The 11,758-nt window shown below is 74.0% G+C and carries 11 protein-coding genes; 6 read left to right on the forward strand and 5 right to left on the reverse strand.

Annotation, left to right across the window (positions count from 1 at the left end):
- Positions 1–112: 112 nt before the first annotated feature.
- The 3 genes from ACGFXC_RS15005 to ACGFXC_RS15015 all read left to right on the forward strand — a co-directional run bounded on the left by ACGFXC_RS15005 (position 113) and on the right by ACGFXC_RS15015 (position 3,293).
- Positions 113–961: a tryptophan 2,3-dioxygenase family protein gene (locus tag ACGFXC_RS15005; RefSeq protein ID WP_393712846.1), complete on the forward strand. Its 849-nt coding sequence runs from the start codon at positions 113–115 to the stop codon at positions 959–961.
- A complete protein-coding gene (gene kynU, locus ACGFXC_RS15010; RefSeq protein WP_393712848.1) occupies positions 954–2,246 on the forward strand; it encodes a kynureninase in 1,293 nt (430 codons plus the stop codon). Before ACGFXC_RS15005 ends, kynU begins: the two co-directional genes overlap by 8 nt.
- Before the next feature lie 171 nt (positions 2,247–2,417).
- The gene (locus tag ACGFXC_RS15015; RefSeq protein ID WP_393712850.1) at positions 2,418–3,293 is read left to right on the forward strand and encodes an alpha/beta hydrolase; all 876 of its coding nucleotides are present in this window, start codon (positions 2,418–2,420) and stop codon (positions 3,291–3,293) included.
- 20 nt (positions 3,294–3,313) lie between these two features.
- Here the strand turns inward: ACGFXC_RS15015 and ACGFXC_RS15020 are convergent, their stop codons facing one another.
- Positions 3,314–4,543, reverse strand: coding sequence for a serine hydrolase domain-containing protein (locus ACGFXC_RS15020; RefSeq protein WP_393712851.1), 1,230 nt, complete (start codon positions 4,541–4,543; stop codon positions 3,314–3,316).
- Positions 4,544–4,798: 255 nt separating this feature from the next.
- On the opposite strand from ACGFXC_RS15020, the gene ACGFXC_RS15025 reads away from it, so the two are divergent.
- Positions 4,799–5,284 carry a hypothetical protein gene (locus ACGFXC_RS15025; protein WP_393712852.1) on the forward strand — a complete coding sequence of 162 codons (486 nt, stop codon included), beginning with the start codon at positions 4,799–4,801 and terminating at the stop codon, positions 5,282–5,284.
- A gap of 111 nt (positions 5,285–5,395) precedes the next feature.
- Here the strand turns inward: ACGFXC_RS15025 and ACGFXC_RS15030 are convergent, their stop codons facing one another.
- A complete protein-coding gene (locus ACGFXC_RS15030) occupies positions 5,396–6,679 on the reverse strand; it encodes an adenylosuccinate synthase (RefSeq protein ID WP_393712853.1) in 1,284 nt (427 codons plus the stop codon).
- Between the two features lie 184 nt (positions 6,680–6,863).
- On the opposite strand from ACGFXC_RS15030, the gene ACGFXC_RS15035 reads away from it, so the two are divergent.
- Positions 6,864–7,670, forward strand: a complete 807-nt coding sequence (locus tag ACGFXC_RS15035; RefSeq protein WP_393713194.1) for a diacylglycerol kinase — start codon at positions 6,864–6,866, stop codon at positions 7,668–7,670.
- Between the two features lie 68 nt (positions 7,671–7,738).
- On the opposite strand, the gene ACGFXC_RS15040 is transcribed toward ACGFXC_RS15035, so the two are convergent.
- Both ACGFXC_RS15040 and ACGFXC_RS15045 read right to left on the reverse strand, forming a co-directional pair.
- Positions 7,739–8,416 carry a response regulator gene (locus ACGFXC_RS15040; protein ID WP_393712854.1) on the reverse strand — a complete coding sequence of 226 codons (678 nt, stop codon included), beginning with the start codon at positions 8,414–8,416 and terminating at the stop codon, positions 7,739–7,741.
- A complete protein-coding gene (locus ACGFXC_RS15045) occupies positions 8,413–9,741 on the reverse strand; it encodes a sensor histidine kinase (protein WP_393712856.1) in 1,329 nt (442 codons plus the stop codon). Before ACGFXC_RS15045 ends, ACGFXC_RS15040 begins: the two co-directional genes overlap by 4 nt.
- A 220-nt stretch (positions 9,742–9,961) precedes the next feature.
- Between ACGFXC_RS15045 and ACGFXC_RS15050 the strand changes: the two genes are divergently transcribed.
- Positions 9,962–10,372 carry a DUF2690 domain-containing protein gene (locus ACGFXC_RS15050; RefSeq protein WP_393712857.1) on the forward strand — a complete coding sequence of 137 codons (411 nt, stop codon included), beginning with the start codon at positions 9,962–9,964 and terminating at the stop codon, positions 10,370–10,372.
- A 99-nt stretch (positions 10,373–10,471) separates the two neighbouring features.
- Here the strand turns inward: ACGFXC_RS15050 and ACGFXC_RS15055 are convergent, their stop codons facing one another.
- Entirely contained in the window at positions 10,472–11,689 is a 1,218-nt protein-coding gene (locus ACGFXC_RS15055) for a cytochrome P450 (RefSeq protein ID WP_393712859.1), read from the reverse strand.
- Positions 11,690–11,758 lie beyond the last annotated feature (69 nt).

Genomic DNA, 11,758 nt, shown 5'->3' on the forward strand with positions numbered 1-11,758 from the left:
CTAGAGGGCTTCCGGATCCCCTGCTTATGATGCGAGGCAGGGGACCGGGGCTCCACTTACCTCACCGGAAGGAGCGGACCGCTACCCGGAAGCACGTGTCGAGGAGACAGAAATGTCGCACGCCCTTGATGCCTCCGGAGCCGGTTCGGACACCCCGAACCTCGACTTCGCGGGCACGACTCCGTACGAGGACTACGTCCAGGCGGACGTCCTCACCCACCTCCAGCACCTGCGCTCGGACGATCCCGGCGAGATGGTCTTCCTGGTGACGACCCAGGTCATGGAGCTGTGGTTCACGGTCATCGTCTACGAGTGGGAGACGGCGGCCCGCGCCCTGCGCGAGGACGACATCCCGGTCGCGATGGACGCGCTGAAACGATCCCTCCGCGAGCTGGAGGCCCTGAACGCCTCCTGGCGGCCCCTCGCGCAGCTCACTCCCGCGCAGTTCAACGCCTACCGTTCGGCGCTGGGCGAAGGTTCCGGTTTCCAGTCGGCGATGTACCGGCGGATGGAGTTCCTGCTCGGCGAGAAGTCGGCGTCGATGCTGGTTCCGCACCGGGGCGCGCCGCGCGTCCACGGCGAGCTGGAGAAGGCGCTCCAGGAGCCCGGCCTCTACGACGAGACCCTGCGCCTGCTGGCCCGCCGGGGCCTGCCGGTCCCCCAGTCGGTCCTGACGCGCGACCTCGCGCTGCGCTACGAGCCCTCGGCGGAGGTCGAGGCCGTCTGGACCGCCCTGTACGCCGAGCCCGACGGCCGCCACGCCGACCTGCACCGGCTGGGCGAGGTCCTCACGGACGTGGCGGAACTCGTCTGGCGGTGGCGCAACGACCACCTGGTGGCCACCCGCCGCGCGATGGGTGCGAAGACCGGCACGGGCGGCTCCGCCGGGGTCACCTGGCTGGAGAAGCGGGCGACGAAGAACGTCTTCCCCGAGCTCTGGACGGCCCGCAGCCATGTCTGACACGACCGCGACCGACCCGGCCGCGACCGACCGGACCGCGACCGACCCGGCCGCGACCGACCGGACCACGACCGACACGACCGCGACCGACACGACCGCGACCGAGCTGCGGGACCGCGCCGCGCGGCTGGACGCCGAGGACGGGCTCGCGGGGCTCCGCGAGCGCTTCACCCTCCCCGACGGGGTCGTCTACCTCGACGGGAACTCCCTCGGCGCGCTCCCGGCCGCCGTCCCCGACGCCCTCGCGGACGTCGTCCGGCGCCAGTGGGGCGAGCTCCTCATCCGCTCCTGGGACGAGAGCGGCTGGTGGACCGCCCCCGAGCGGATCGGCGGCCTGATCGCCCCGCTCGTCGGCGCGGCCCCCGGCCAGGTGACCGTCGGCGACTCCACCAGCGTCAACCTCTTCAAGGCCCTGGTCGGCGCCGCCCGCCTGGCGGCCCCCGGCCGGACCCGGCTGCTCGTCGACGCCACCACCTTCCCGACGGACGGCTACATCGCCGCCTCCGCCGCCCGGCTGACGGGCCTGGAGCTGGTGGCCGTCGACCCCGCCGACGCGGCGGCCGCCTTCGACGGGGACACCGCCGTGGTGCTCCTGAACCACGTCGACTACCGCAGCGGCCGGCTCCACGACCTGCCCGCCCTGACCGCGGCCGCGCACGCCGCGGGCGCGCTGATCGTCTGGGACCTGTGCCACAGCGCGGGCGCCCTGCCGGTCGGCCTGGACGCGCACGCCGTGGACCTCGCGGTGGGGTGCACGTACAAGTACCTCAACGGCGGACCGGGCTCCCCGGCGTACGTCTACGTGGCCGCCCGCCACCAGGGCGCCTTCGACTCGCCGCTGCCCGGCTGGAACAGCCACGCCGAGCCGTTCGCGATGACCCCTGGCTACGAGCCGGCCGAGGGCGCGGCCCGGGCGCGGGTCGGGACCCCGGACATCCTGTCCATGCTGGCCCTGGAGGCGGCGCTCGGGGTGTGGGAGGGCGTCGACATCGAGGACGTCCGCGCCAAGTCGCTCGCGCTGACGGACTTCTTCCTGGAGTGCGTGGCGGCGTACGTCCCCGGGGGCCGGGTCGAGCCGGTCACTCCGGCCGGGCACGCCGAGCGGGGCAGCCAGGTCTCGCTGCGCACCGGCGACGCGCGCGCGGTGATGGCCGAGCTCGTCTCCCGGGGCGTCGTCGGGGACTTCCGTGCCCCCGACGTCCTGCGCTTCGGGTTCACCCCGCTGTACGTCGGATTCGCCGACGTGGAGCGCGCGGCGCGCACGCTGGGTCACATTTTCGGGTGACCCGGTAGCGAAACGTCACTGCGACGGGCGGGCGGGGCTACGGCTCCGCCCGCTCCAGTTCCGCGCTGTCCGGCCACAGGAAGGCGGGTTCTAGCCTGATACGGTCCCGCTCTGCTGAAACACCGGAACATCTGTCCCCGCTGTCCCACGCGTTACCGAGAGGTTGAGCCGATGACGGACCCCGCAGTCGAACGGGACGCCGCCGAGGCCGCCTCGGCCTTCTCGCACCCCGCGGTCGCCCCGGACGCGAGCGCCGCCTACGGGGAACACCCCGACCAGGTCATCGACTTCTACGCCCCGCGCGGGGACGCTTCGGGACCGGCCCCGCTGGTCGTGGTCCTGCACGGCGGGGCCTGGCGGGCCCCCTACGACCGGCAGCACGTCACCCCCTTCGCGGAGTTCCTGGCCCGCCGGGGCTTCGCCGTCGCCAACGTCGAGTACCGGCGCGGCAGTTCCCTGCCGCACCAGGATGCCGAGGGACCGGTCGCCGGGCGCTGGCCGGAGACCTTCGACGACGTCGCCGCCGCCATGGACGCCCTGCCCGGCCTGGCTGCCGGGGCGCTGCCCGCCGCGGACGCCCGCCGCACGGTGGTGACGGGGCATTCGGCGGGCGGACACCTCGCGCTGTGGGCGGCCGCCCGGCACGTGCTCCCGGCCGGGTCCCCCTGGTGGCTGCCCGCGCCGCCCGCGCTGCGCGGGGTGGTGGCGCTGGCCCCCATCGCGGACTTCACGGTGGCGCAGGCGCTGGGCGTCTGCGGGGGTGCGTCGGGGCAGTTGCTGGGGGGCGCGGAGCACTGGGAGGCGCGGCGGCCCGCGGCCGACCCGGCGGCGCTGCTCCCGACGGGCATCGCCACCGCCGTCGTGCACGGGCGCGAGGACATCGTGGTCCCGCACGCGGTGGCGGAGGCGTACGTCGCCGCCGCGGGCGAGGCGGGGGAACTGGTCGGCCTGACCCTGCTGGACGGCATCGGCCACTTCCCGCTGATCGACCCGGCGGCCGACGCGTGCGCGGTGGTCTGCGAGGAGATCGCGCAGCTGGCCTGGTAGGGCCCGGGGCCCCGCCCGCGCTAACGGCCGTGCACGGGGGGCTTCTTGCCCGGATAGACGTGGCCCGGTGTGACGACGCGCGTGATCGCGCCGCCGAAGAGGGTGCTCGGTTCCTGCCCGTTGACCAGGACGTCGGTGTTCAGCAGGACGACCATCGTCGCCCGCGCCTGCGGCAGGTACACCGTCAGCGTCTCGTAGCCGGGGATCGAGCCGTTGTGGCCGATCCAGCCCTGGATGTCGAAGATGCCCAGCCCGTAGCCGTCGCCGGGGATGCCGATCGGCTTCGTCTTCAGGCGCTGGGCCTGCGTCGCGGGCGTCAGGAGGGTGCCCGTGGCGAGGGTCTTCGCCCAGCTGCGCAGGTCCTGGAGGTCGGAGGTGACCGCCCCGGCGGCCCAGGCCCAGGAGGGGTCCCAGTCCGTGGAGTTCTCCACCTTCCCGGAGGCCGTCTGGTCGGTGTAGCCCTGTGCGTGCGGAGCGGGGAACTCCGAACCGGTGGGGAAGAGGGTGTGGCGCAGCCCGGCCGCTTTGATGACGTCCTGGTTGACGACGTCGGCCAGCCGGCGTCCGGTCAGCTTCTCGATGACCAGGCCCAGCAGGATCAGATTGGTGTTGGAGTACTCGAACTTGGCGTCCGGCGCGAACTGCACCGGGTGCCTGAAGGAGTAGTCCAGCAGCTCGCCGGGGGTGAAGACGCGGTCGGGGTCGCCGGTGAGCGCCTTGTCGAAGGCGGGGTCCTCGCTGTAGTTGAAGAGTCCGCTGCGCATGCCCGCCAGCTCGCGCAGGGTGATGCGGTCCCCGTTCGGGACGCCGGAGACGTACCTGCCGATGGGGTCGTCCAGACCGGCCTTGCCCTGGTCGACGAGCTGGAGCAGGGCGGTGACGGTGAAGGTCTTGGTCTCGCTGCCGATGCGGACCCCGAGGTCCGTCCGCATCGGGGCGCCGGTCTCCTTGTCGGCCACGCCGAAGGTCTTCACGTAGCTGCCCTTGCCCGGCGCCCACAGGCCCACGATCACGCCCGGGACCTTGGTCTCGGCCATCGTCGTGCGGATGGCCGCGTCCAGCTCGGCCGCCACGGCGGGGGTGAGCCGGGCGAAGCCGTCGTCCGGAGAAGGGGTGGGGGAGGGGGCCGCGGGCGCCGGGGCGGCGGGCGCCCCGTACGCGCGGACGGCGCCCGCCGGGACGAGGAGCACGGTCGCCGCGGCGGCGGCCGCGCAGGCCCGGCGCAGGGGTATGAGGCTCGCCTTCACCACGGTTCCTCCTGTTGCCCGAGGGAACTTTCAGGCTAGGCCCGCCCCGGTGCGGCCGCCCGCCGGGCGGCGGCACGGGCGGCACCGGTGGTACCCGCGGCACCGGCGCACGGGCGCACCGGCGCACGGGCGCACCGGCGCACGGGTCGGGTGACGGGGTCCGGGGACGTAACCCTTCGCGACGACACACGGGGCCCCCGGGGAGACGATGGAGGGGCGCAAACGACGGCCCCGTCCCCCGTGGAAGGCAGCGGCACCATGAACCGACGTACGCGTCTGATCGTCCTGGCCCCCGTGCTGGCGGGGGCCCTCTCCCTCGGGCCCGGCGCCCTCGCGCGGGCCTCGTCCCCCGCGGCCGTGCCGCCCCCCGCCGCGTGTTCCCTGGCCGGTGTCCGGCCCGACGGGACAGCGACCCTGTCCGGCCACGGCTTCCAGCCGGGGACCGCCGTCCTGGCGCGGACCGACAGTCCGACGCAGCGGTTCACCGTGAAGGCCGACGGCACCTTCTCGATGCCCAAGACGGGCGACGCCCCGTACACGGTCCGGCAGGGCAACACGGACACGAGGTGCACGGGCGCCAAGGGGAGCGGGCCCGTCGGCGGCAATCCCTACAAGGCCGGCGTCCGGGAGGGCTGGGACGCCGCCCGGCGCGACTGCGACGTGCGGGCCCCGGCCTCCGGCAACGCGACGTACACCCAGGGCTGGAACAAGGGCGCCGCCGTGGCGCGCGAGGCGTTCTGCTGAGCGGCGCCACGGGGCCCGTACGGGGCCGCCGGGCACGGACAGGGCCCCGGAGCGCGGAGCTCCGGGGCCCTGTCCCCGCGGGTGGTGCGGGTGGTGCGGGTGGTGCGGTTCCTAGAGGAACGAGTTGATCTCGATCGTCTCGGTGCGGCCGGGGCCGACGCCGATCGCGGAGATCGGGGCGCCCGACATCTCCTCCAGGGCCTTCACGTACGCCTGGGCGTTCTTGGGGAGGTCCGCGAAGGTCTTGGCCTTCGTGATGTCCTCGGACCAGCCCGGAAGGGTTTCGTAGATCGGCTTCGCGTGGTGGAAGTCGGTCTGCGAGTAGGGCAGCTCCTCGACGCGCTTGCCGTCGATCTCGTACGCGACGCAGACGGGGATCTCCTCCCAGCCGGTCAGCACGTCCAGCTTGGTGAGGAAGAAGTCCGTCAGGCCGTTCACGCGGGTCGCGTAGCGGGCGATCGGGGCGTCGAACCAGCCGCAGCGGCGGTCACGGCCGGTGGTCACGCCGCGCTCGCCGCCGATGCGGCGCAGGGCCTCGCCGTCCTCGTCGAACAGCTCGGTCGGGAACGGGCCGGCGCCGACGCGGGTCGTGTACGCCTTGAGGATGCCGATGACGCGGCTGATCTTCGTCGGGCCCACGCCGGTACCGGTGCAGGCGCCGCCCGCGGTCGGGTTCGACGAGGTGACGAAGGGGTACGTGCCGTGGTCGACGTCGAGCAGGGTGCCCTGGCCGCCCTCGAAGAGCACGACCTTGTCGTCGTCCAGCGCGTTGTTCAGGATCAGGGTGGTGTCGGCGACGTACCCCTTGATCTGCTCCGCGTACTGGAGCATCTCCTCGACGATCGCCTCCGCCTCGATCGCGCGGCGGTTGTACAGCTTCGCGAGGAGCTGGTTCTTGCCCTCCAGCGCCGCTTCGACCTTCTGGGTGAGGATCGACTCGTCGTAGAGGTCCTGCACGCGGATGCCGACGCGGTTGATCTTGTCCGCGTACGTCGGACCGATGCCGCGGCCGGTCGTACCGATCTTGCGCTTGCCGAGGAAGCGCTCGCCGACCTTGTCGAGGGTGACGTTGTACGGCGTGATCAGGTGCGCGTTGCCGCTGATGAGCAGCTTGGAGGTGTCGATGCCCCGCTCGTTCAGGCCGCGCAGCTCGGAGAGCAGGACGGCCGGGTCGACGACGACGCCGTTGCCGATCACCGGGGTGCATCCGGGGGAGAGGATGCCGGAAGGGAGAAGGTGCAGCGCGTACTTCTGGTCGCCGACGACGACCGTGTGGCCGGCGTTGTTGCCACCCTGGTAACGCACTACATAGTCGACGGAACCACCGAGCAGGTCGGTGGCCTTTCCCTTGCCCTCGTCACCCCACTGAGCTCCGAGCAGCACAAGAGCGGGCACAGGCGTACACCTCTTCCGGATGGGGCATGTCCAAGGTCAGGGGGCGTACGACGATGTACACCGCAGGCTGAGCCGTCGGACCGGTGCCCCGGAATAGACGAAGGCCCTGGCGCAATAGCGCAAGGGCCTCTTGCACAAAGATGCTACCCGAGGAAGGACCGAGGTGTCGGCTCCAGAGCCCACCATGAGCCATGCGGGCGCGCCGGTAGGCGGCCTGCTCGTGCTCGTCGACCCGGTCGCCCGCCGTCTTGACGGCGAGTCCGTGCGAATCGCGAAGGATGTGCTGTCAGCGGGGGCGGCGGCGAAAATCTGCCTCCCGGATTCGCAGGAGGAATTTGCGCGGGCCCTGGCCCGCCGGGGTCATCGGCGGCCGGTGATCGTCGGCGACGACCGGGCGCTGGTCCGGGCCGTGGCCCTGTTGCACCGGGAGCGGGGGCCGGTGGACCGGGCGGTCGCGCTGGTGCCGGTGGGGCCGGCGGGGTCGCTGGCGCTGGCCCGCTCGCTCGGGGTGCCGCTGTCGGCGGTGCTCGGGGCGAGGGCGGCGCTGGACGGGGTGACGCGGCCGCGGGACCTGCTGGTCGACGACAGCGACGGGGTGGTGCTGGGCGGGCTGCGGATTTCCGGGGCGGCGGAGGCGGCGGGCGCTTCGGCGCGCCGCGGCGGGGGCTACCGCTCGCTGCTGCGGACGCTGCTGCCCGGGCCGGCGGCGGCGGGGCACCGGCTGCGGGTGGAGGTGCGGGTGGACGGGGTGGTCCTCGCGGACGTGGACCAGCCGGTGGAGGACGTGGCGGTGCGGACCGGCGAAGGGGGCGGCCCGGCGGAGGTCGTGGTGCGGGTGGCGGGCGGCGCGCCGCTGACGGGGCGCGCGCAGGCGGTGACGGTGTCCGGGGCGGACTTCCGCTACCGGGCCGACCACCTCCTGACCGGCCCGGTCCGCCGCCGCACCTGGACCCACCACCCGGCGGCCTGGTCCCTCACCCTGCCGCGCTGAGGCGCGGGACGGTGCGCCGGGCGCCGGGGCGGCCGGTGGCGGCCGGTGGCGGCCGGTGGCGGGCCGGCTCAGGCGGTCGGGGGCGGGCCGCCGGGGACGACCAGGCCCGTCTCGTACGCCACGACGACGGCCTGGGCACGGCTGTCCAGGGCGAGCTTGCTCATGGTCCGGTTGAGGTGGGTCTTGACGGTCGCCTCGCTGATGAAGAGCAGCTCGGCGATCTCCGTGTTGGACAGCCCGCGCGCCGTCAGCCGCAGCACCTCCCGCTCGCGGGCGGTGAGCGCGTCGAGGGCGGCGGGGGTGTCCGGCACCGGGTCCGAGCGGTTCACGTAGGCCTCGATGAGGCGGCGCGTCACGCTCGGGGCGAAGAGCACGTCGCCGCGGGCCACCGCGGCGACCGCCTCGATCAGCCGCTCCGGACCGGTGTCCTTCAGCAGGAACCCGGAGGCTCCGGCGCGCAGGGCGGCGTACACGTACTCGTCGAGGTCGAAGGTGGTCAGGACGAGGACCCGGGGCAGCGGGTCCACCGCCCGGGCGAGGATCCGCTCGGTGGCGGCGGTGCCGTCGAGGCCGGGCATCCGGATGTCCATCAGGATCACGTCCGGGCGGGTCTCGGCCGCGCGGGCCACGGCGCCCTCGCCGTCCTCGGCCTCCCCGACCACCTCGATGCCGGGCGCCGCCTGGAGCAGCGCCACGAGTCCGGCCCGGATCAGGATCTGGTCGTCGACGACGAGGACCCGGATCATGCCGGCGGCCGGTTCTCCGGTCCGAGGGGACGCGCGGCGGTGACCGGCAGGGTGAGGCGCACGCTGAATCCCCCCTCGGTCCGCGGGCCGGCGGCCACTGTTCCGCCGTAGAGCCTCGCGCGTTCGCGCATGCCGATCAACCCGTGCCCCGGTCCTGCCGCAACGTTGGCCGGATCCGGTCGGCGCGCCCGGCCGTCGGGTGAGCCGCCCGGGGCGCCGGCCGGGGCGCCGCCGTCGTCGGTGACCGTGACCGTCAGGATGTGCGGGAGGTAGGCGACGAGAACCTCGACGCGCGCCGCCGGGGCGTGCTTGATGACGTTGGTGAGGGCCTCCTGGACGACCCGGTACGCGCACAGCTCCACGCCCGGCGGCAACGGCCTCGGAACACCGCCGGTGCGCAGCTCCACCGCGACGCCCGCAGCCCGTACCCGCCGCGCCGCCTCCGCGAGCCCCGCCAGGCCCGGTATCGGCGCGTACGGGGTCCGCTCGTCGCCCCGGTCGCCGTCCGCGGACGGGCCGCGCCGGGCGTCCGGCTCCTCGTCGGCGGCCGAGCGCAGCAGGGTCAGGATGCGGCGCAGCTCGCGCAGCCCCTCCTGGCTGGTCTCGGCGATCGTGCCGAGCGCCGCCCGGGCCTTCTCGGGCGCGGACGGGAAGACGTAACCGGCCATGCCCGCCTGGACGCTGATGACCGACATGTGGTGGGCGACCACGTCGTGCAGCTCGCGGGCGATGCGCCGCTGCTCCTGCGAGACCGCGCGGCGGGCCCGCCACTCCTGCTCGCGGTGCAACTGGGCGGTGACGGCGGCCAGCTGGCGGTTGCGCTCGTCGAGCAGGCGGGCGCCGTTGCCGAAGGCCCACACCACCGCCGGGACGACCAGGGCCTGCAACACCGCCACCGGCAGCCCCAGCTCACGGGCGCTCAGCCCGCTGAGCAGCACCACGGCCGCGGTCAGCGCCGCGCACGCGGCCGCGGTCCGGGGCGGACGGCGGGCCGCGACCCCGTACAGCGCGATCAGCGGGCTCCAGAAGTTCAGGGAGGGCTGGTACCCGGCGGCCAGGTACCCGGTGAAGGCCAGGCAGCACGCGACGAGGACGGCCACGGGGGCGGTCCGGCGCGCGGCCAGCGGCAGCCCCGTCAGCGCGGTCAGCAGATAGGCGGTGGCGTCGAAGGGGGGCCAGCCCGCCGGGTGGTACTGCTGTCCGGTGACGGCCGCGGCGGCGATCAGGCCCAGCGCCAGCACGGCGTCGGCGAGCCGGGGGTCGACGGAGCGGAACCGGTCTGCCGCGCGGAACCGGTCTGCCGCCGGCCAGGCCCTGGTGCGCATCGGCGAACCCTACGCGGGGGCCCGGGCGGTGGTCGTCATACCAGGGGTGTAGCGGGTGGGGGCGCCGTACTGACGCGGAGGTTTACCGGGGGAGTCCACTCTGCGGTTGACGCGCCGCGGGGGCCGTCCGGGGGACCTTACGGGGGTCGGCCCCACGGGGTCCGACCGACAGCACGCCGGCCGGCGTGCCGATCACCTCGACGTCACACAGGGGGATCACATGCAGTTCACGAGGAAGGCCGCCGTCCTGGCGGCGGGCGTCGCACTGGTCGCGGGACTCGGCGTCACGGGAACCGCCGCGCACGCGGCGGGGACCGGGGCGCAGGCCTGCTCCACGAGCGATCCCGTCACGAAGAAGACGGCCACCGTCGACTCCATCCACATCGAGCTGCGCTACAGCCCGTCCACGCGCTGTGCGTGGGGCCGGATCTACACCGCCGACCCGGGCGACAAGGTCTGGGTGGACCGCTCCAGCAACGGGGGCAGCACCTGGACCGGCCCGATGGGCATGACCACCGTGCAGTCCGGCAGCGACACCCACACCGGGGCCTACAACGACGCGGGCTTCGTGATGCGGGCCTGCGGCTGGAACGACACCACCGGCACCACGCGCTGCACCGGCTGGTACTGAGCCCCTCCCGGCCGTGCGGCCGCCTGTCCACGGGGGGCGGGCGGGCGCACGGCCGGGCGCACGAGCGGGTGGCGGGGACGGGGCGGCTCTCCGGGCGGGTCAGAACTCCACGAGCAGCTCGCGCAGGCCCCGGATGACGAAGCCGTCGCCCCACTGCGGTTCGCGCACGAGCCGTACGGGCGGGAGCGCGGGGTCCAGGAGCGCGCCGAAGGAGGCGGCCAGCTCCAGCCGGGCCAGGGGTGCGCCGAGGCAGTAGTGGATTCCGGCGCCGAAGGTCAGGTGGGGGTTGTCGGACCGGGTGAGGTCCAGTTCGTCCGGATGCGCGAAGCGTGCCGGGTCCCGGTTCGCAGAACCGAACAACAGTGCGACTTCGGCTCCCCGGGGGATCTCCGTGTCCCCGATCCGGATGTCGTCGAGCACCCACCGCTCGAACAGCTGGAGGGGTGTGTCGTACCGCATGAGTTCATCCACAGCTGTGGACAACTTTTCGGGATCCGCCGATCCGGGGTGCGCGCGCAGCCGCGCGAGCTGCTCGGGATTGCGGAACAGGGCCCACCAGCCGTTGACCGTCGTGTTGACGGTGGCCTCGTGCCCGGCGTTCAGCAGGAGGACGCAGGTGGAGATCATCTCCTGCTCGCTGAGGCGGCCCTCCTCATCGTGAGCGGCGATCAGACCGGAGATCAAATCAGTGCCGGGCCGCTTGCGGCGCGCGCCGATCAGCTCCCGCAGGTACGCGCTGAACTCCAGGCTCGCCGTCACCGCGCGCCGGGCCGTCTCCGGGGCCGGGCGCAGCTCGTACATCCCGCAGATGTCCGCCGACCAGGGCCGCAGCAGCCCGCGGTCGGCCTCGGGGACGCCCAGCAGCTCCGCGATCACCGCCACCGGCAACGGTTCGGCGACGGCGGTCAGCAGGTCGCCGCCGCCCGTGCGGCGCAGACCGTCCGTCAACTCCCTGGCCAGGCGCTCCACGGAGGGCGCCAGCCGTTCCACCGTCCGCGGGGTGAAGGCCTTCGCCACCAGCCGCCGCACCCGCGCGTGGGCGGGATCCTCCAGGTCCAGCAGGCCGTTGTCGTTGAGCACGTGGAAGGGTTCGTGTTCCGGCGGCGGCGCCGTCCGGCCGAACTCCTCGTGGCTGAAGCGGTGCAGGTACGTCCGCCCCAGCCGCCGGTCCCGCAGCAGCGCGCTCACGTCGGCGTAGTGCGGCACCAGCCACTGCCCGGTCGCCTCCGACCACAGCGCCCGCCCCTGCTCCCGCAACTCTCGGTAGGCCGGGTACGGATCGGCGACGAACGCGGAGTCCCACGGATCAAAGCCCATTCCCGCAGACTAGCCGCGCCCGCTCGCGTCCACGGCGCGCCGGCTCCCGCGCCCGCGTCCGGGGTGCTG

The organism is Streptomyces sp. NPDC048507, from assembly GCF_043199995.1.
Taxonomy (GTDB): domain Bacteria; phylum Actinomycetota; class Actinomycetes; order Streptomycetales; family Streptomycetaceae; genus Streptomyces.

Bases quoted from the DNA above. Each gene is read 5' to 3' on its own strand.
- kynU (WP_393712848.1), top strand. From the start codon at position 954: ATGTCTGACACGACCGCGACCGACCCGGCCGCGACCGACCGGACCGCG.
- ACGFXC_RS15035 (WP_393713194.1), top strand. From the start codon at position 6,864: ATGAGCCATGCGGGCGCGCCGGTAGGCGGCCTGCTCGTGCTCGTCGAC.
- ACGFXC_RS15005 (WP_393712846.1), top strand. From the start codon at position 113: ATGTCGCACGCCCTTGATGCCTCCGGAGCCGGTTCGGACACCCCGAAC.
- ACGFXC_RS15055 (WP_393712859.1), bottom strand. From the start codon at position 11,689: ATGGGCTTTGATCCGTGGGACTCCGCGTTCGTCGCCGATCCGTACCCG.
- ACGFXC_RS15045 (WP_393712856.1), bottom strand. From the start codon at position 9,741: ATGCGCACCAGGGCCTGGCCGGCGGCAGACCGGTTCCGCGCGGCAGAC.
- ACGFXC_RS15040 (WP_393712854.1), bottom strand. From the start codon at position 8,416: ATGATCCGGGTCCTCGTCGTCGACGACCAGATCCTGATCCGGGCCGGA.
- ACGFXC_RS15015 (WP_393712850.1), top strand. From the start codon at position 2,418: ATGACGGACCCCGCAGTCGAACGGGACGCCGCCGAGGCCGCCTCGGCC.
- ACGFXC_RS15025 (WP_393712852.1), top strand. From the start codon at position 4,799: ATGAACCGACGTACGCGTCTGATCGTCCTGGCCCCCGTGCTGGCGGGG.
- ACGFXC_RS15050 (WP_393712857.1), top strand. From the start codon at position 9,962: ATGCAGTTCACGAGGAAGGCCGCCGTCCTGGCGGCGGGCGTCGCACTG.